At 58.9% G+C, this 19,381-nt stretch carries 16 protein-coding genes and 2 pseudogenes; 9 read left to right on the top strand and 9 right to left on the bottom strand.

The features are described from left to right. The first annotated feature begins 133 nt into the window (after nucleotides 1–133). The gene (locus CCGE525_RS07415; RefSeq protein WP_120703726.1) at nucleotides 134–1,057 is read left to right on the top strand and encodes a Gfo/Idh/MocA family protein; all 924 of its coding nucleotides are present in this window, start codon (nucleotides 134–136) and stop codon (nucleotides 1,055–1,057) included. A gap of 72 nt (nucleotides 1,058–1,129) precedes the next feature. Beyond that, nucleotides 1,130–1,678, top strand: a pseudogene (locus tag CCGE525_RS07410) (GrpB family protein). A gap of 37 nt (nucleotides 1,679–1,715) precedes the next feature. Here CCGE525_RS07410 and CCGE525_RS07405 read toward each other — a convergent pair. Together CCGE525_RS07405 and CCGE525_RS07400 are read right to left on the bottom strand one after the other, a co-directional pair. Then, nucleotides 1,716–2,165: a DNA polymerase III subunit chi gene (locus tag CCGE525_RS07405; RefSeq protein ID WP_120703725.1), complete on the bottom strand. Its 450-nt coding sequence runs from the start codon at nucleotides 2,163–2,165 to the stop codon at nucleotides 1,716–1,718. Nucleotides 2,166–2,197: 32 nt separating this feature from the next. Beyond that, nucleotides 2,198–3,691 (bottom strand): leucyl aminopeptidase, encoded by a 1,494-nt coding sequence (locus tag CCGE525_RS07400; protein WP_120703724.1) that lies wholly within the window; start codon nucleotides 3,689–3,691, stop codon nucleotides 2,198–2,200. A gap of 210 nt (nucleotides 3,692–3,901) precedes the next feature. Between CCGE525_RS07400 and CCGE525_RS07395 the strand changes: the two genes are divergently transcribed. The 7 genes and pseudogenes from CCGE525_RS07395 to rsmA all read left to right on the top strand — a co-directional run bounded on the left by CCGE525_RS07395 (nucleotide 3,902) and on the right by rsmA (nucleotide 12,453). Next, entirely contained in the window at nucleotides 3,902–4,684 is a 783-nt protein-coding gene (locus tag CCGE525_RS07395; RefSeq protein ID WP_120703723.1) for a phosphatase PAP2 family protein, read from the top strand. Nucleotides 4,685–4,787: 103 nt separating this feature from the next. Then, complete coding sequence (locus CCGE525_RS07390) at nucleotides 4,788–5,966, top strand: LptF/LptG family permease (protein ID WP_120706309.1); 1,179 nt, start codon at nucleotides 4,788–4,790, stop codon at nucleotides 5,964–5,966. Next, nucleotides 5,963–7,047 (top strand): annotated as a pseudogene (gene lptG, locus CCGE525_RS07385) (LPS export ABC transporter permease LptG). The gene CCGE525_RS07390 and the pseudogene lptG overlap by 4 nt, the downstream one beginning before the upstream one ends. Next, nucleotides 7,048–9,438 carry an LPS-assembly protein LptD gene (locus CCGE525_RS07380; RefSeq protein ID WP_120703721.1) on the top strand — a complete coding sequence of 797 codons (2,391 nt, stop codon included), beginning with the start codon at nucleotides 7,048–7,050 and terminating at the stop codon, nucleotides 9,436–9,438. A gap of 236 nt (nucleotides 9,439–9,674) precedes the next feature. Continuing rightward, nucleotides 9,675–10,592 carry a SurA N-terminal domain-containing protein gene (locus CCGE525_RS07375; protein ID WP_245472135.1) on the top strand — a complete coding sequence of 306 codons (918 nt, stop codon included), beginning with the start codon at nucleotides 9,675–9,677 and terminating at the stop codon, nucleotides 10,590–10,592. 8 nt (nucleotides 10,593–10,600) lie between these two features. Then, nucleotides 10,601–11,626 carry a 4-hydroxythreonine-4-phosphate dehydrogenase PdxA gene (gene pdxA / locus CCGE525_RS07370; protein WP_120703719.1) on the top strand — a complete coding sequence of 342 codons (1,026 nt, stop codon included), beginning with the start codon at nucleotides 10,601–10,603 and terminating at the stop codon, nucleotides 11,624–11,626. Continuing rightward, nucleotides 11,626–12,453 carry a 16S rRNA (adenine(1518)-N(6)/adenine(1519)-N(6))-dimethyltransferase RsmA gene (gene rsmA, locus CCGE525_RS07365; protein ID WP_120703718.1) on the top strand — a complete coding sequence of 276 codons (828 nt, stop codon included), beginning with the start codon at nucleotides 11,626–11,628 and terminating at the stop codon, nucleotides 12,451–12,453. The genes pdxA and rsmA overlap by 1 nt, the downstream gene beginning before the upstream one ends. Before the next feature lie 7 nt (nucleotides 12,454–12,460). Here the strand turns inward: rsmA and gmk are convergent, their stop codons facing one another. The 7 genes from gmk to fabD all read right to left on the bottom strand — a co-directional run bounded on the left by gmk (nucleotide 12,461) and on the right by fabD (nucleotide 19,187). Beyond that, complete coding sequence (gene gmk / locus CCGE525_RS07360; protein WP_120703717.1) at nucleotides 12,461–13,123, bottom strand: guanylate kinase; 663 nt, start codon at nucleotides 13,121–13,123, stop codon at nucleotides 12,461–12,463. 3 nt (nucleotides 13,124–13,126) lie between these two features. Further along, nucleotides 13,127–14,014, bottom strand: coding sequence for a YicC/YloC family endoribonuclease (locus tag CCGE525_RS07355; protein ID WP_120703716.1), 888 nt, complete (start codon nucleotides 14,012–14,014; stop codon nucleotides 13,127–13,129). Nucleotides 14,015–14,120: 106 nt separating this feature from the next. Continuing rightward, entirely contained in the window at nucleotides 14,121–15,350 is a 1,230-nt protein-coding gene (gene mltG / locus CCGE525_RS07350; RefSeq protein WP_120706308.1) for an endolytic transglycosylase MltG, read from the bottom strand. A gap of 218 nt (nucleotides 15,351–15,568) precedes the next feature. After that, nucleotides 15,569–16,831, bottom strand: coding sequence for a beta-ketoacyl-ACP synthase II (gene fabF, locus CCGE525_RS07345; RefSeq protein ID WP_120703715.1), 1,263 nt, complete (start codon nucleotides 16,829–16,831; stop codon nucleotides 15,569–15,571). 114 nt (nucleotides 16,832–16,945) lie between these two features. Further along, nucleotides 16,946–17,182, bottom strand: a complete 237-nt coding sequence (locus CCGE525_RS07340) for an acyl carrier protein (protein WP_003547058.1) — start codon at nucleotides 17,180–17,182, stop codon at nucleotides 16,946–16,948. Nucleotides 17,183–17,476: 294 nt separating this feature from the next. After that, complete coding sequence (fabG, locus tag CCGE525_RS07335) at nucleotides 17,477–18,214, bottom strand: 3-oxoacyl-[acyl-carrier-protein] reductase (RefSeq protein WP_120703714.1); 738 nt, start codon at nucleotides 18,212–18,214, stop codon at nucleotides 17,477–17,479. 28 nt (nucleotides 18,215–18,242) lie between these two features. Next, nucleotides 18,243–19,187, bottom strand: coding sequence for an ACP S-malonyltransferase (gene fabD / locus CCGE525_RS07330; protein ID WP_120703713.1), 945 nt, complete (start codon nucleotides 19,185–19,187; stop codon nucleotides 18,243–18,245). Nucleotides 19,188–19,381 lie beyond the last annotated feature (194 nt).

The following is a 19,381-nucleotide window of genomic DNA, read 5'->3' as shown; positions in this document are numbered from 1 at the left end:
AAATGTGATGGCGGAGCACAGAGAAAGCTGCACATCAAGTGGATCGCTCGCAATTACGCTTGCCCGGCCTTGCCCGCCTGCGGCATTCTGATAAAAGATCATACAAATAATCATACTAATCGAGAGACACCCCATGTCCCCCATCAACCTCGCCATCGTCGGCGTCGGCAAGATCGTCCGCGACCAGCATCTTCCGTCCATCGCGAACAATCCGGATTTCAAACTGATCGCCACGGCAAGCCGCCACGGCACCGTCGACGGCATTCCGGCCTTCACATCCATAGAGGCCATGCTGGACGCGGTTCCCGGGATCGACGCCGTCTCGCTCTGCATGCCGCCGCAATATCGTTACGAGGCCGCCTATAAGGCTCTCCAGGCTGGCAAGCATGTCTTCCTGGAAAAGCCGCCAGGCGCGACGCTGAGCGAAGTTGCCGATCTCGAGACGCTTGCCAAGGCGAAGGGCGTTTCCCTGTTTGCCAGCTGGCATTCGCGTTACGCGCCTGCTGTCGAAGCCGCCAAGGCCTTCCTCGCCGGGACGACCATCAAGAGCGTCCATGTCAGCTGGAAGGAAGACGTACGCCACTGGCATCCGAATCAGGAATGGATCTGGCAGGCCGGCGGTCTCGGCGTCTTCGATCCGGGCATCAACGCGCTGTCGATCGTCACGTACATCTTCCCGCCGCTCTTCCTCACGGGCGCAGTACTAGAATTTCCCGAAAACCGCGATTCGCCGATCGCCGCCGACCTCCATTTCAAAAGCGCAGAGGGGCTGCCGGTACATGCCGAATTCGACTGGCGCCAGACCGGCAAGCAGAGCTGGGATATCGTCGCTGAAACTGAAGCTGGCCAGATGGTGCTCTCCGAGGGCGGATCGAAGCTTTCCGTGAACGGCGAATTGAAGTTCACCGCCCCGGAGGCGGAATATCCTTCGCTCTATCGCCGCTTCGCCGATATCGTCAAAGCCGGCACCTCGGATGTCGACCTCGCGCCGCTTCGCCACGTCGCCGACGCCTTCATGCTCGGCAAGCGCAAGTTCGTCGAGGCCTTCCACGACTAAACTCCATCGACCGATGAGATGCGCCGCGCGGAATGCTAAAGTGGCGTATCTTCATTGATCAGGGAGACTGCGATGCCGTCGGAAAGCGAGGAAAGTTTTGGGCTGGGTGTGAAGCACAAGCTTGTCGCGCTAGCAGAGCCGAATGCCTGTTGGCAGGAAGCCTATGTCCTGGAAGAGACCGCCATTCGCAATGTCCTCGGCGATCTCGCCGTCGATATCCAGCATTTCGGCAGCACCTCGATACCGGCGATCAAGGCCAAGCCGATCATCGATATCACCATCGGCGTCAGGCGTTTCGACGACGGTTTCCGTTGCATCAAGCCGATGGAAGGGCTTGGCTATGATTACGCCGGCAACGACATCATTCCCGACGATCATATTTTCGGCCGCGGCATCAAAGGCGAGACGCGCACGCATCTTGTTCATATTGTTGAATATGGCGGCGCCCATTGGACCCGGTTTATCTTATTTCGCGACAGGCTTCGCGCTCGACCCGATCTTGCCCAAGCTTATGAGGCGTTGAAAATCGATCTGGCCGAGGAATAGGCCGACAATCGCGCCGCCTATACCGAGGCGAAGAGAGTGTTCATCGACGAGGTCGTTGCAGCGTCTGGCGACTGAGCCTTACCCTCGCCCCAGCGGGGAGAGAGGAGAATGATTACGCCTTCTTTTCCCAGCGTCCATCCTGAGTCTGCTGCCAATAGGTGAGGTTATGCCCCTCGCCCTTCAGCTTCTTCCACTGCACCCGGGCGCCTTCTAACTGCTCTTGGTCGTAACCGTCGAACATGAAGACGACGCGCTGATAGGTCTCGATCCCTGACGCTTCGGCGCCGTCGACGAAGAAGCGGACGGTGGCTCTGTTGGGGTTGTCGGACGAGACGGTGAGCAACACCGGCTGTTTGTCTGCCATCTCGTTTTCGTCCGTGCCGTGCGGCAGAAAGCTGTCCTCGCGATAGGTCCAGAGATGAGCATCCAGCGAATCACGCCGCGCCGGCTCGCGCATCTGGATGGCGACCTGCCAGCCGCGCTCGACACTTTTGTCGATCAGCGGCGGCAGGGCATCCTCCAGCTTCGATTCGGTCAGGTGATAGAAGAGAACGTCGGTCATGCCGCCCCTTCTATCTCAAACACCTTCGAAGGTCACGATTCGTAGTTCGCGCGGACCAGCTCATCGAGCAGGCGCACGCCGAAACCCGAGCCCCAGGACTGGTTGATCTCGTCCTGGATCGAGCCCATCGCAGTGCCGGCAATGTCGAGATGCGCCCACGGCGTTTCCTGCACGAAACGCTTGAGGAACTGTGCCGCAGTGATCGAACCGGCATGGCGACCGCCGGTATTTTTCATATCGGCGAACTTGCTGTCGATCATCTTGTCGTATTCCTTGCCGAGCGGCATGCGCCACAGGCGCTCATTGGTGGCAAGGCCGGCGGCAGTCAGCTCGTTCGCCAACTTATCGTCATTGCAGAACAGGCCGGCATGCAGGTTGCCAAGCGCGACCAGAATGGCGCCGGTCAGCGTCGCGAGATTGATCATGAACTGCGGCTTGAAACGGTCGTTGGTGTACCAGAGCGCATCGCAGAGCACGAGCCGGCCTTCAGCATCCGTATTGATCACTTCGATCGTCTGACCGGACATCGATGTAACGATGTCGCCAGGACGCTGGGCATTGCCGTCAGGCATGTTTTCGACCAGACCGATGACGCCGATGGCGTTGACCTTGGCGCATCTGGCAGCGAGCGTGTGGATCAGGCCCGTAACGGCGGCGGCTCCGCCCATGTCACCCTTCATATCCTCCATGCCGGCAGCCGGCTTGATGGAAATGCCGCCGGTGTCGAACACCACGCCCTTTCCAATGAAGGCGACCGGCTTGTCCTTCGGCTTGCCGCCCTTCCATTGCATGATCACCAGGCGCGGAGGACGCACGGAACCCTGCGCTACGCCAAGCAGCGCGCCCATGCCGAGCCGGCGCATTTCACGCTCTGTCAGGATCTCCACTTCGACGCCGAGCTTTTCCAGCGCCTTGGCTTTCGCGGCAAACTCGACCGGGCCGAGAACGTTTGGCGGCTCATTGACGAGATCGCGAGCCAGGATAACGCCGTCGGCGATCGCTTCCGATGCGGAGAAGAGCTTCTTTGCGGCGACGACATTCGAGGTGACTATCGTAACCTTGACTGTCTTCTGCGCGCCGTTGTCCTCGTCATCTTTCTTCTTCGTTTTGTAGGTATCGAAGCTATAGGCGCGCAGCAGCATGCCGAGGGCGAAATCGGCAGCCGCCTTGGCACCGGCCTCGACACCAGGCATGTCGACAAAGATCGCGACCTTGTCGACATTGCGGATCTTGGCAGCCGCGCCGCCGCCGAGCTTCAGCCAATCATGCGCATTCAGCTCCTTCGCCTTGCCGGTGCCGATGACGAAAATTCGATCGACCGGCGAGCCCTCGGGCGCAACGATATCAAGGCTGCTCAAACCCTTCGCAGTGAAACGGGCGATGCGCGCGGCCTTGGCGAACACATTCGCCGGATCGGCGCTTTCAGCTCCTGCCGGCAGCTCGCTGTCCGTATCTTTCAGGAGAATGGCCAGGCCACCATTCAGCCGAACCGATTTGGCAAAGGAAATCTCGAATTTCACAGACATTTCTGCTCCGATAATAAGCGTAGTGCAAAATAGAATTATACACTTTCGATCATTCAAGGTTTCCTCATCAAATACAAGCTTTTGGCGAGGCATTCCGCGAAGAAACACCTTTGCCACATTCAAATCCCTGTCATCTACGGTCTATAGGCTGTCATCTCAGATACTGGGTATCGCCGCCCGGCCGGCGCGATCAATTATCGGAATGCCACATTGATCATAGATTTCAGCAGCTTCGATCGCCGGAATCGCTTCCCCGAAATCCTGCGACCTCGCTCGGCGGGGGATGCTTTCGTCGTTCTCTTCTGTCTCTGGTGGGCACTGCTCTGGCTGTTTTCGGTTTTTCCACAGATCGATCTTGCCGTCGCCAGTATGTTCTTCGTGCCAGAGCAATGCGTCGCCCCCGCCAGGGCCGGCCAGATCTGCGGCACTTTCCCGTATGGCGACGATCCGCATCTGCGTCTGCTCAGGGAGATTTTCTTCCAGGTACCCTATATCGTCGCGGCGGGCCTCTGCTGGATGCTGGTCCAATGTTGGGAGCAGCACGGCGCAACCTTCAAAACGTTGAGGGCCCGCAATCTGAAGATCGCGCTCGGCTCGCTGCTCCTCGGCCCTGTGCTTATCGTCAATCTGTGGCTCAAAGCCTTCTCGGGCCGTCCGCGGCCTCGCCAGACCGATCTTTTCGGCGGCGCACTCGATTTCGTTCACGCCGGTTCCTTCGCCGGAAAATGTGTCAGCAACTGCTCGTTCATTTCCGGCGAAGCTGCTGCCGCCGGCTGGCTGTTTTGCTTGATCTTCATCATCCCACAGCCGGCACGGACGGCACTTGCCCTGCCGATCGCAGCCGCTTCGATTCTCATTTCAGCCCTTAGAGTGGCCTTCGGCGGCCACTACCTGTCGGATGCCGTTCTGGGCTGGCTTTCTTCGCTGGTTGTATTTGCCGCTCTTCTGGCTTTATCCCAAACGACACACAGCAGAAGAAATTCGGAAAATTAACGATTTTTTTGCGAGTGGGTTGTCGCCAAAAAAACGCAAACAGCGTAGAGGAGGATGAATCTCTGCCGGCTCGCACGGTGGGGTATTGCGTTTAAGGGCCGGCATGAAGTTATTCGAAACATATATCGTACGGCGTGTCGGCATGATGTTCCTGGTAGCGCTGCTGCCGGTGCTCGCTATCATCTGGACGACCCAGGTGCTGCAGCGCATCAATCTCGTTACCGACAGCGGCCAGTCGATTGGTTCGTTCGCTACGCTAGCGACCCTCATCCTGCCGACGATCATCCCCGTGGTCCTGCCCTTTGCACTGGTGATCGGCATCACGCAGACGCTGACTGCGATGAACACCGATTCGGAACTGACCGTCATGGAGGCGGCGGGTGCACGGCGCAGCATCATCATCCGCCCGATCATGATTCTGGCGATGGCCATCAGCGTTTTCTCTTTCGTCGTCGGCAATGTGGTCGAGCCGAAGGCCCGAGTTGCCGCCCGCGAGATGGTCGCCGAAGCCTATGCCGACCTGCTCTCGACCGTTATCGAAGAGAAGAATTTTCGGCGGATCGAAGACGGGCTTTATGTGCAGATCACCCAGCGCCTGTCGGGACGTATCCTGAAAGGCCTCTTCGTGGTCGATTCGCGCGATCCGGCGTTCGATCTCATCTACTATGCCAAGGAAGGTGCAGTCGACCCGAGCGGCACGTCGCTACTGATGAGGGATGGCGAAGTCCACCGCAAGACGCCGGACGGCAACGTCTCCGTCATTAATTTCGACTCCTATTCCTTCGATCTTTCCGATATGACGCAGAGCCGCGGTCAGGCAACGCTGCGCGCCAGCGACCGCGGCCTCGGCTTTCTGCTTAATCCGGACCCGAACGACGCGGATTACAAAGCAAAACCAGGCGGCTACCGTGCCGAGTTGCACCGGCGTCTCACCGACTGGGCGCTGCCCGCCATCTTTGCTCTAATATCTCTGGTCATTGCCGGCGATGCGCGATCTCATCGTGAAGCGCGCCTGCATCCGATGGTTTCGGCACTGACCATCGCTTTTGCACTGCGGTGGGCGAATTTTTATGCGGTAAATCAGATCGAGAACGCACCCTCTTTCGTCGGCGTTCTCTATGCGGTCAACATCGGCGCGGCTCTGATTGCCATCGCTCTGCTGTTCAGGAACAGAAAGATGTCGATGCCGGCGTCGATCCGCAACCGCTTCAGCAACTGGCGTCAGAAGATCCAGGATCGCATGCCGATAGCACCCGACAACTCGAACGGGGGTGGCGTATGATCTTCAGTACGCTCGGCCGCTACTTCTTCATGCGTTACATCATCACCACCTTTGGTTTTTCCTGGGTGTGATTTCGATCGTTTATCTTGTCGACTTCAGCGAAACCGCCGGCCGGCTTGCCGGCCTTCCCGGATATACGGTCAGCATCGGCTTGCTGATGACGGCCGTCAGATTGCCGTTCATCCTGCAGCAGACAGTGCCGTTCATCGCCCTCTTCGTCGGCATGACGGTGTTGATTGCCCTCAACCGGCGTCGCGAACTGGTGATTGCCCGCGCGGCCGGCATCTCCGTCTGGCAATTCATGACACCCTTCGTGGTCGGCGCCTTCTTCGTCGGTCTTCTGACGATGTTTGCCCTCAATCCGGTTGCAGCATGGGGACAACGGCAGGCGGAAACGATGGAAGCCGATCTGCGCGGCGATCCGTCCTATCACAATAAACTCTCGATTCCGTGGCTGCGCCAGTCGGATGGCAAAGACGACGTCATCATTGGCGCCAAGGCCATTCTCGACAACGGAACGACGCTGATGAACGTCGTCTTTATCCACTTCGATTCACAGGGGAATATCGTTCTCAGGCAGGACGCGCAGTCGGCAAAGTTGGAAGATGGTTACTGGCTTCTTAATGGTGTTGTCGAGCGCAGCCCTGGCGAAATTCCAGATCATAAGGGGACGGCAAAGGTTCGTACGAATCTGAAACAGGATTTCGTATCCGAACGTTTGGCGCAGCCGGAAACCATTGCTTTTTATGATCTTTCTAATCGAATTGCGATCGCAAGGTCTTTTGGCATCTCAACCAAGGCTCTTGAGACGCAATTTCACTCGCTGCTGTCGCAGCCATTCCTCCTGGTGGCAATGACGCTGATTGCAGCAACCGTGTCTTTAAAATTCAGTAGATTCAACCAATCGCGCTCCGTGATTCTGGGTGGAATCCTCTCAGGCTTCGTGCTTTATGTTGTCACCGTGCTTGTAAAGGCATTCGGGAGCAGCGGAGTGGTTCCTCCTTTCGTGGCGACATGGATACCCGTGATCGTCGCTTTGGCATTCGGAGCAACGATCCTGCTTCATCAGGAGGACGGCTAAGTGGCGGCAGGCAACCGCAAGAGTATCAGGAAATTTGTGGCTGCCCTCGTCATGGGCGCGGCTGCGTATGCATTTGTCATGAGCCCGGTCGTAGCTTACGCCCAGGACAACAATAATAACGGCGGCGCTGGCGCTGCGACCTCTCCCATTAAGGTCAAAGTGCCGGAAGGCTCCAAGCTGATCCTTTCGTCGAACGAATTGGTCTACAACAAGGATACACAGATCGTCACCGCGAGCGGCGCGGTCCAGATCAACTATGGCGGCTATAGGATGGTCGCGCAGAAGGTTGAGTATAATCAGAAAAGCGGGCGGATGACGGCGATCGGCAATGTCGAGCTGATCACTCCGGACGGCAATCGCATGTACGGCGACAAAATGGATGTCACCGACAGCTTCTCCGACGGTTTCGTCAACGCTCTGCGGATTGAAATGCCTGACAATACGCGCATGGTCGCCGAAAAGGGCGAACGTGTTGGCGGCAACCAATTGATCCTGACAAAGGGCGTCTACACCGCCTGTTTGCCCTGCTCCGAACAAGGCCGTGCGCCGCTGTGGCAGGTCAAGGCGCAGCGCGTGGTGCAGAACGGCGTAACACATACCGTCCGCCTCGAGCATGCCCGCTTCGAGCTGTTCGGCCAGCCGATCGCTTACGTTCCGTGGATCGAGGTTCCCGACAATACGGTGAAGCGCAAGTCCGGCTTCCTGTTTCCGTCTGCCAGCATCTCGCAGAATCTCGGCTTCGGTCTGAAGATTCCTTATTACTACGTGATCTCGCCGAGCATGGACGCGACGATCAGCGCCACAGGCTATACAAGCCAAGGCTTGCTGCTCGAAGGCGAATTCCGGCAACGCTTTGAAAACGGTACGCATATTCTGCGCGTCGCCGGTATCAATCAGATGAGCCCCGGGCAGTTCACCGCCGGCACCAGTGATGCCGAAAACAAGACCCGCGGCGTGATCAACTCGAAAGCCGATTTCAGGATCAACCCTCGCTGGACATTCGGCTGGGATGTCATGGTGCAAAGCGACAATAACTTTTCGCGCACCTATGGCTTACAAGGTCTCAACCAGAGCACCCATACGAACGACATCTATTTGACCGGTCTTGGCAAGCGCAATTTTTTCGATATGCGCGCCTTCTACTATGACATTCAGGATGCCGATAACAACAGCACTGCTGAAAAGCAGCAAGCGGTCGTCTATCCGACCATCGACTATCACTATGTCGATCCGAAGTCGGTCTACGGCGGCGAACTGTCCGCAAACGTGAATTTCACGCACCTATCGCGCGACAAGGCCTCCGTGCTGGATAACGTCAACAATCTCGGCGACGCCAACCTGAACGACCGCTTTCTCGGTCTTCCCGGCAGCGATACGCGCCTCAGCACGGAATTGCAGTGGCAGCGTACCTTTACCACCGATCAAGGTCTGGTGCTGACACCGCTGCTCGCAGCCCGCGGCGACGTCTATGGCCTGAATATGGATTCGCCCAACTCGTTGGGTTCATCCTTCAGCTATCCCGGCAATTTCGATACCAGCGACTATGCCACGCGTGGCATGCTGACGGCCGGCCTCGAAGCCAAATATCCCTTCCTCATCACGACCAGCAACAGCACGCATGTGTTCGAGCCGATCGCGCAGATTTATGTGCGTCCGAACGAGACGCTGGCCGGGCAACTGCCGAATGAGGACGCGCAGAGCTTCGTCTTCGATGCGACCAATCTGTTCGACCGCGACAAGTTCTCCGGCTATGATCGCATCGAGGGTGGCACCCGCGCCAACGTTGGCTGGCGCTATACCGGCAGCTTCGACAGCGGCTACAAGTTGCAGAGCATCTTCGGTGAATCGTTCCAGCTTGCCGGGCGCAATTCGTTCGCATCGGACGATCTGGTCTGGGCCGGTTCGGAATCAGGGCTAGAAACCACCCGCTCCGATTATGTGACCATGTTCGGTCTCACCACTCCGCAGGGCATCTCGCTCTCGACGTCCTACCGCTTCGACGAAAAGGATTTCGCATTCCGTCGCGGCGATACCCAGGTGGGCTTTGCGAACGACGCCTTCCAGACCTCGCTGACCTACACCCATATCGCCGCTCAGCCGCAATATGGCTTCACCACGGATCAGGACGAAATCCAGACTCGCGCCCAGATCAAATTCAAGGAATATTGGTCTGTCTTTGGCACGGTCAGCTACGACCTCAACGACAGCCAGATCACGCGTCAGGGTGTCGGCCTGTCCTATGCGGACGAATGCACGATCTTCACCGTTTCCTTCCTGGACAAGAAGGATTCAACGAACCAATCGGGAAGCGATTGGTCTATTGGAGCCCGCATAACATTCCGCACGCTCGGCGACGTCAATCTTGGCAACGTCCAGGACGCTACGTTCTGATCAATCAAATCTTAAAAAGGGCCGGCTTAGAAGCCGGCCCTTTTGCTTTGAATCGGATCGCCATTCCCCTCCGCGTCATTGTTTCGCCGCAAGGATTTTGCAATTCGTCGTGCTTGTTGTAGATATTGGCGCAAAATTACCGTATTGCGCCAAAGGCGTCCCAATATGACGCGGTGCGGACAAGGACCTTTGGGAAGGGGTAGTTGATGTTCTCTGGAAAGACACCGAAGCGCGCTATGCTATTCGGCGCCGTAGCGTTGGTTATGGCCACTTTTGCCGTACCAAGCAGCGATGTTGCCTTCGCGGCAAGTGAGGTGAAGGTCGTCGTCAACAACACGGTCATCACATCGGGCGATATCGCCAAGCGCATCAACTTCCTGAAATTGCAGCATGCGAAAGGCGATCTCAACAAGCTGGCGCAAGAGCAACTCGTCGATGAGACGCTGAAGCGTTCGGAAATTGCCCGCGTGCACATGTCGGTGTCGACGACGGACGTCGACAACGCTTTTGCCCGTTTCGCCACCAGCAACAAAATGTCGCCGCAGCAGCTTGGACAGATCCTGGACAAGATGGGCGTCACCGTCGATCACTTTAAATCCTATATTGCCATTTCCATGAGCTGGCCGCGCGTCGTCAATGCCCGCTTCGGCTCGAGCGGCGGCCGCATGTCGAATGACGACCTCGTGACGCGCATGACGGAAAACAAGACGAAGCCGGTCACGACGGAATATTTCCTGAAGCAGATGGTCTTCGTTGTTCCGACTGCAAAGCGCAACGCAATTCTCGGCCAACGCAAGGCCGAAGCGGAGGCGTCACGGGCAAAGTTCCCCGGTTGCGATCAGGCGAAAGTCTTTGCCGCAACAATGCATGACGTCTCCGTCCAGGATCTGGGCCGCGTCCTCGCCCCCGATCTTCCGGAAGCGTGGAAGCCGCTGCTTGAGAAGGCCAAGGGCAATACGACCGATGCGATCGTGACCGATCGCGGCGTCGAATATGTCGCCATCTGCTCACAGCGCCAGGTCAACGACGACGTTGCCGCGGCCGCCGTCTTCCGCGCCGAAGATATCGGCAAGGCGAATGCCCAGGGCGTCAGCGCCAACGACAAGAAGTACGTCGACGAACTGCGCTCCAAGGCGCAGATCCTTTATCGCTGATCGCTCCGATGCCCTCGCGCCCTTCCCGCCCCCTCGCACTCACGCAGGGGGATCCAGCAGGTATCGGACCTGATATCACGCTCGCCGCCTGGCTTCGCCGCCGCGAGCTTGGTTTGACGCCCTTTCTGTTTCTCGGCGACCCGAATGTTCTTGCGGCGCGAGCGCGCCAGTTGAACCTGACCGTGCCGCTGCGGGAAGCCGATGCGTCGACTGCCACTGATGTCTTCTCAGAAGCGCTGCCGATATTGCCGATCGCTGCCGGCATGGATGTGGTTGCCGGCGAACCGCATGTCGTAACGGCCAAAGCGACGATTGCAGCGATCGAGATGGCTGTCTCGCTCAGCATGAAGGGAGAAACCGCCGCGGTTGTGACCAATCCGATCGCAAAATCGGTTCTCTACGACGCCGGTTTCGGCTTTCCCGGCCACACCGAATTCCTTGCCGATCTTGCGTCGCGCGCCACAGGCAAGCCAGTGATGCCGGTCATGCTGCTGGCCGGACCGAAGCTGCGGGCAATTCCCGTCACCATCCACATTCCGCTGAAGGATGTGCCGCAGGCTCTAACCTCTGACCTCATCGTCGAAACCTGCCGGATCACCGACCACGATCTCAAGACGCGTTTCGGCATCGCAAAGCCGCGCCTTGCCGTTGCCGGTCTCAATCCGCATGCCGGCGAGAGCGGCGCCATCGGCAAGGAGGATGAGGACATCATCCGCCCGGCGATCGAAGTACTTCGTAACGAAGGCATCGATGCCTTTGGCCCCCTGCCCGCCGACACGATGTTCCATGACGATGCCCGCCGTCGCTATGACGTCGCTGTCTGCATGTATCATGATCAGGCTTTGATTCCGGCCAAGGCGCTCGGCTTCGACGATTCCGTCAATGTTACGCTTGGCCTCCCCTTTGTCCGCACCTCGCCCGACCATGGCACCGCCTTCGGCATCGCCGGCAAGGGCGTCGCCAAGGAGGACAGTCTCGTGGCAGCCCTCAAGCTGGCTTGTGAGATCAGTCGCGCGACGGAAAGCAATCACTGATGGCCGCACTCGACGGTCTGCCGCCGCTTCGCGACGTGATCCAGCGCCACGGCCTCGATGCGCGCAAAGCGCTCGGGCAGAACTTTCTGCTCGATCTCAATCTGACACAAAAGGTCGCCCGCACTGCCGGATCGCTTGACGGCGTTACCGTCTTCGAAGTTGGACCGGGGCCAGGCGGGCTGACGCGTGCCATTCTAGCTCTCGGAGCCGCCAAGGTCATTGCCGTGGAGCGCGACCCGCGCTGCCTGCCGGCGCTCGCCGAGATTGCCGATCACTATCCCGGCCGGCTGGACGTCATCGAGGGCGACGCGCTGAAGACGGATTTTGCGGCGCTGGCGCCCGAAGGTCCGGTCAACATTATCGCCAACCTGCCCTATAATGTCGGCACGCAGTTGCTGGTGAACTGGCTCCTGCCAAATCATTGGCCGCCCTTCTGGCAATCGCTGACGCTGATGTTCCAGAAGGAGGTCGGCCAACGGATCGTCGCCGATGAGGATGATGATCACTATGGCCGTCTCGGCGTTCTCTGCGGCTGGCGCACGAATGCGCACATGGCGTTCGACGTGCCGCCGCAGGCCTTCACGCCGCCGCCGAAGGTAGTCTCGACGGTCGTGCATCTGACGCCTAAGGAAAATCCGATCCCCTGCTCCGTCGACAATTTGGAAAAGGTGACGCAGGCCGCCTTCGGTCAACGGCGCAAGATGCTGCGGCAGAGCCTGAAGCCGCTCGGTGGTGAAGCACTACTGCGAAAAGCCGAGATCGACCCTCAGCGACGCGCCGAAACGCTTTCCGTCGAAGAATTCTGCCGGCTGGCAAACTGCCTTTGATGGCTGTTCAGAGCTTCGGCGTTTCTTCCAGCAGACCACGAACGAAGTCGAACATGCCGTGGCGGCGGTCGCGGCGCAGGCGCTCGGCCTTGACGATCGACTGAACCGCGTCGAAAGCAGCGTCCAGATCATCGTTGATGATGACATAATCATACTCGCGCCAATGGGCGATCTCGGCCCTGGAATTGGCAAGCCGCGTGGCGATTACCTCTTCGGAATCTTCGGCGCGGCGGTGCAAGCGCGATTGCAGCTCCGTCATGGTAGGCGGCAGCACGAAGATCGATACGACATCGGCAGGCATCTTCTCCTGCAGTTGCTGCGCGCCCTGCCAGTCGATATCGAAGAGCATGTCGCGGCCCTCGGCCATCGCCGTCTCCACCGGCTCGCGCGGCGTGCCGTAGAAATTGCCATGCACCTCTGCCCATTCGAGCAACGAGTCGGAATCGCGAAGCCGCTCGAATTCCCGCAGCGAGACAAAATGATAATGTATGCCGGCAATCTCACTCGGCCGCCGTTGCCGCGTCGTGACGCTGACGGATAGACCAATCTGCTTGTCGGTCTCCAACAAGGTGCGCGCGATCGTCGATTTCCCCGCACCTGAGGGCGAGGAAATGGCAAGCATCAGCCCCCGGCGGGCAATCGAAATGGATGTGGATGTCGCCGGCTTCATAGCTTACTCCAAGTTCTGGACCTGTTCGCGGAACTGGTCGATGACCACCTTCAATTCGATGCCGGCGGCAGTGACCGCTGCGGCATTCGACTTCGAACAGATAGTATTCGATTCCCGGTTAAATTCCTGTGCAAGGAAATCAAGCTTACGTCCGACAGGTCCGCCCTTGGCGATAAGATCGCGAGCCGCCGCGACATGCGCTTTCAGCCGGTCGATTTCCTCGCGCAGATCGGCCCTGGTGGCGATGAGAGCGGCCTCGGCATGCAGCCGGTCACGGTCCAGGCCGGAGGTCCCGTCCAGGAGCATGGCAACCTGCGTCTGCAGCCTCGCAGCGATCTCCTGCGGCGAACGCGACGGGTCGCGCTCCACCGTCAGCGTCAGCGTCTCGATAACGGCGACATGGCCGAGCAGGATTTGCCCAAGCGCCTGCCCTTCCCGCCGGCGCATATCGCTGAGATCGACCAGCGCAGCCTCGAGGCCCGCCATGATGTCGGCGTCGCGCGATGCAAGCGCTTCTTCGCTCTCCTCGGCTTCCTTGAATTCGACGAGGCCACGGATGGCGAGCAGCGTGTCCAGGCGCAGCGGCGCAGGATCGATGACGCCGGCGAGTTGGCCGCGCAACGCCATTACCGTCGCCAGCGCGTCCTGATTGACGACCGCTTCGACGCGGCTTTCATCGACGGATAGGGAGAGGCCGACCTGCAGGTTGCCGCGCGAAAACTTGTCGGTGATGAGCTTGCGTACATCGGTTTCCACGCGCTCCAACCCCGGCGGCAGCCGCAGACGCAAATCCAGACCCTTGCCGTTGACCGATCGCAGCTCCCAGGCCCAACGCGAGCGGCCGCTCGTTCCTTCACGCCGGGCAAAACCGGTCATGGACTGCAATACCATGCAAGCCTCCGATAGTTCTCGTCCAAAATCCCTTGAAAATCAGAAGACCATGGACCAATGCAAGGTGAGGCTACGCCGTGCGCCCGAAAGCACTGCGCAGCTAAGATTAGTTCGTCTTCTTTTTCTGCTGTGTGCCGGAAGCAGCGCCCCCACCAGCGGCGGTAGCGCCGCTGTCGTCCGGCTGACCGTCAACCGCGATCGCGCTCGGATCCTCACCCTTTTCCGCTATGAGCTTACGCCAGCGCTTGACGTTGGCGTTGTGATCTTCCAGCGTCGCGGCGAAGACGTGGCCACCCGTGCCGTCGGCAACAAAATAGAGGTCCTGTGTCTTCCAGGGGTTGGCAACCGCGTCGAGCGCATCCTTGCCCGGATTGGCGATCGGAGTCGGCGGCAGGCCCTTGATGAGGTAGGTGTTGTAGGCCGTTTCTTTTTTGAGGTCCGATTGGAAGATCGGGCGATCGGCCGGCTTGCCGTCGCCACCGAAGAGCCCATAGATGACCGTCGGGTCGGATTGCAGGCGCATGCCCTTGCCGAGACGGTTGAGGAAGACGGACGCCACATGGGCGCGCTCATCCGCAAGCCCGGTCTCCTTTTCAACGATCGACGCCAAGGTGACCAGATCCCGCTTATTCGTCAGCGGCAGTGCCGGATCGCGCTTGTCCCATATCTCATCGATCAGTTTTTCTTGCGCTGCCTTCATCTGATCGATGATTTCCGTGCGCTTCGCGCCGCGTGTGAATTTATAGGTATTGGGTTCCAGGCTGCCTTCCGGTGGCAAGGCAGAGGGCAGATCGCCTTCCAGTACCGGGTCGGCCTGCAGCTTGTTGAATATTTGCCGTACCGTCAGCCCTTCCGGCAAGGTGACCGAATAGAGGATCGACTTGCCGGACTTCAAAAGCTCCATGATATCCTTCATGGAAGCGCCAGCCTTGATCTCGTATTCGCCCTGCCGCAGCGTTTCGCCATTGTGCAGATAGGTTGCCGTCAGATAGCGGAAGATGCGGGCATCGGAGATGATGTTGCTGGCCTCCAGGCGGGTGGCGATCTCGTTGACGCTGGCGCCAGGGCGTACGATGAAATTGGTGTTGGTGGTCAGCGGCCCGGCTGCCTGATAAGTCGAAATCGCATAGTAGGTTCCGATGACAGCTGCAATGACGACGAAAACGACCAGCGTCATCAGAAAGTTCAGGAAGATCACCATCTGGCTGCGGGCTTTGCGGGAGCGCTTCGGCGGGTCCGGAACACGCTCCGGACGCAGAGCTTCATTGGCCGATTTCGGGATGATCGGCCCCTTCTGCCCGTTCGGAGTTCCGTTGTTCTGGTTCGTATCGCTCACCGGCAATCCCTTCATTTGTCGTTGCCTGCTCTTTGACCAATCAATGCGGCAAAAAGCAGGTTCAGAAGATAAAGCGGAGCCTGCTGAAGATCCGCTTTCGACCGATCAGACATTCCTTCGCGCATCCCATGGGACACGCGAAGGACGCAGTAACATTCAAGGATGGCGCATGGCCTTGCCGAAAAGCACTCCCTGCTTTTCGGAATTACGCGCTGTTTTTATGCCTCATAACGACGCAGGACAAGTGATGCGTTCGTACCGCCGAATCCGAAGGAATTCGACAGTGCGACATTGATGTCCCGCTTACGGGCCTTATGCGGAACGAGATCGATGGCCGTCTCGCGTTCCGGATTATCGAGATTCAGTGTCGGCGGCGCGATATTGTCGCGAATGGCAAGCGTCGAGAAGATCGCCTCGATCGCACCGGCGGCTCCAAGGAGATGGCCGGTCGCCGACTTGGTCGACGACATCGAAATCTTGGAGGCAGCATTGCCGACCAGCCGCTCGACAGCGCCGAGCTCGATCGTGTCGGCCATTGTCGAGGTGCCATGCGCATTGATGTAGTCGACGTCTGCCGGCGTCAGCCCGGCGCGCTTCAGGGCCGAGGTCATGCATCGGAACGCGCCTTCGCCGTCTTCCGATGGCGCAGTAATGTGATGGGCGTCGCCGGAAAGACCATAGCCGACGACTTCGGCATAGATCTTGGCGCCGCGCGCCTTAGCATGCTCCAGCTCTTCCAGCACGACGATCCCCGCGCCCTCACCCATGACGAAGCCGTCACGGTCGCGGTCATAGGGGCGCGAAGCTTTATGCGGATCGTCGTTGTGCTGCGTCGACAGCGCCTTGCAGGCGGCAAAGCCGGCGAGCGCGATACGGCAAACCGGAGCTTCTGCGCCGCCGGCGACCATGACGTCCGCATCGCCGAGCATGATCAGGCGGGCTGCATCGCCGATCGCGTGTGCGCCGGTCGAGCATGCCGTGACCACCGCATGGTTCGGGCCGCGCAGCTTGTGGCGGATAGAAACCTGGCCGGAAACGAGATTGATGAGGCGACCGGGAATGAAGAAGGGCGAGATCCGCCGCGGCCCCTTGTCACGCAGGGTATAGCCGGCCTCGACAATGCCTTCCAGGCCGCCAATGCCAGAGCCGATCATCACGCCGGTGGCGATCTGGTCTTCATCGGATGTCGGATGCCAGCCGGCATCGTTCAGCGCCATATCGGCGGCAGCCATGCCGTAAATGATGAAAGGGTCGACCTTGCGCTGTTCCTTCGGCTCCATCCAGTCATCGGCATTGAATGTGCCGTCGCTGCCATCGCCGACGGGAACGCGGCAGGCAATCTTCGCCGCGAGATCCTCGACCTCGAATTCCGTCACAAGACGCGCGCCGTTATGTCCAGCGATCAAGCGCGCCCATGACACCTCAGTGCCACAGCCCAAAGGTGATACCATGCCGGTACCCGTGATAACGACACGTCTCATCGCCCGCAGACCCCCGTCTTTTTATAATGCCATGCGTATGAATATGATCCGTCCGACCCAGCCGGACGAAATAGGGCGGACTCAGAGAGCCCGCCCCTTACAAAGCGCAAATAATTAGGCCTGGGCCTTTTCAATGAACTTTACCGCGTCACCGACCGTCAGGATCGAGTCGGCAGCATCATCGGGGATTTCAACGCCGAATTCTTCTTCAAAGGCCATGACCAGTTCGACGGTGTCGAGCGAATCCGCGCCCAGATCGTCGATGAAGCTGGCGCTTTCAACAACCTTGTCGGCGTCAACGCCAAGATGATCAATAACAATTTTCTTTACGCGTTCTGCGATATCGCTCATGTCGGTTTCCTCGACCTTATTTATGTCCTGATCAGAATGCCGTGTGACATCCCTACCCTGTTCAAGCCTGCAGCGCCTGCATTGGCGCCGCTGGCAAACCCGTTCAACCCGGCCTTGAGATCCGGCCGGGCCGCCGTACACGCGGCCCAGTCCGTCTGCATTTACGGGACCACTGAACACAGTCATGGCCCGCTTAACACGGTTTAAGTCTGTCGCAAAGCCAGAAAATCGCCGCTTCCAGGTTGCTCAACATGCTATTGGAGGGAAAGTTCCCCCCAAGAGACTTTTGCTATTTCAGATCATTGCCATGCCGCCGTTGACGTGGATCGTCTGGCCGGTGACGTAGCTTGCTTCGGAGGATGCCAGATAGGCGACAGCGGATGCGACTTCGGCGCCGCTGCCCATACGCTTCATGGGAATGGCACCCATGATCGCTTCTTTCTGCTTGTCGTTCAGCTTGCCGGTCATGGCGCTCTCGATGAAACCGGGGGCGACGCAATTGACGGTCACGTTGCGCGTCGCGATCTCTTGCGCCAGCGACTTGGTAAAGCCGATCATGCCGGCCTTGGAGGCGCAATAGTTGGCCTGGCCGGAATTGCCGGTGACGCCGACGACGGAGGTGATGTTGATGATGCGACCATAGCGGCGGCGCATCATCGGATGGGTCAGCTCCCGCGTCAGCCGGAAGACTGCGGTGAGATTGACTTCCAGCACGCTGTCCCAGTCCTCGTCGCTCATACGAACGAACAGGCCGTCCTTGGTGATGCCGGCATTGTTGACGAGGATGTCGACACCGCCGAGCTCCTCTTCGGCCTTGACGCCGAGTGCCTTGACCTCACCACGATTGGAAAGGTTGGCCGGGAAGATCTTGACGCGATCGCCAAGGTCGGCGGCCAGAGCCTCGAGCTTCTCGACGCGCGTGCCATGCAGGCCGACAATGGCGCCCTGCTTATGCAACAGCCTTGCGATCTCTTCGCCGATACCGCCGGAAGAGCCAGTTACCATGGCCTTGCGGCCGGTCAAATCAAGCATGTGATTTCCCTCGTTCCTAATTATCGTATCAGCCGAGCAAGCTGGCGAGCGCAGTGTCGATATCGGCGGTCGAATTCACCGCGATGCCGGTAACCGATTTGTCGATGCGGCGGGCCAGGCCCGTCAACACCTTGCCGGCGCCGATTTCATATAATGTTGTCACGTTGTTGGCGGCAAACCATTCCACCGTTTCGCGCCAGCGCACCTGGCCGGTAACCTGCTCGACCAGCAGATCGGCGATCGTGCCGGCGTCCGTTACCGGAGCCGCGCGAACATTGGCGATGACGGGCACGACCGGATTGGATTTCGCAACCTCTGCCAAAGCCCGGCGCATTGCCTCAGCGGCGGGCGCCATCAGCGACGAATGGAAGGGTGCGGACACGGGAAGCAGAATGGCGCGCTTGGCACCCTTGACTGTCGCCAGTTCGGCAGCCTTTTCGACCGGGGCCTTCTCGCCTGAAATGACAATCTGACCGCCGCCATTGTCATTGGCGATCTGACAGGCACCTATGGCCGAAGCCTCGGCGCAAACCGTGACGACGTCGGCGTGTTCCAGACCGATGATCGCCGCCATTGCGCCGACCCCAACCGGAACCGCGGCCTGCATGGCATTGCCGCGAATGCGCAGAAGCCGCGCCGTATCGGCGAGCGAGAAAGTGCCGGCGGCACACAGCGCCGAATATTCGCCGAGCGAATGACCGGCAACATAAGCGACCTTGCTCTTCAGATCGAGGCCCCTTGCCTGGAGAACGCGCGTGACGGCGATCGATACGGCCATCAACGCCGGCTGCGCGTTCGCAGTCAACGTCAGCTTGTCTTCGGGGCCATTGAAGATGATGTCAGAAAGCTTTTCACCGAGCGCTTCATCGACTTCCTCGAAAACGGCGCGCGCTTCAGCGAAATTGTCCGCGAGATCCTTGCCCATGCCAACGGTCTGGCTACCCTGGCCGGGAAATGTGAAAGCAACAGTCATTATATAAGGCTTCCTTCGGGGTCGTTTCGCTTCCCAATGACATTGTTTGCGGTGGAGTCAATAGCGCAAACCCTGCAGTCACTGCCTTTTGCAGATGCGAGAACTCTCGATTTTCTTCTTGCGCTCACTCATTTCCCGCCTAGATTTGCCCGACTCTTCCCAAAGGACTTTTCCTGCCAGACTCAAGGTTTCTC

The organism is Rhizobium jaguaris (genome assembly GCF_003627755.1).
Taxonomy (GTDB): domain Bacteria; phylum Pseudomonadota; class Alphaproteobacteria; order Rhizobiales; family Rhizobiaceae; genus Rhizobium; species Rhizobium jaguaris.
Note: the sequence above shows the minus strand (reverse complement) of the source record. Positions and strands in the feature narration are given on the sequence as shown.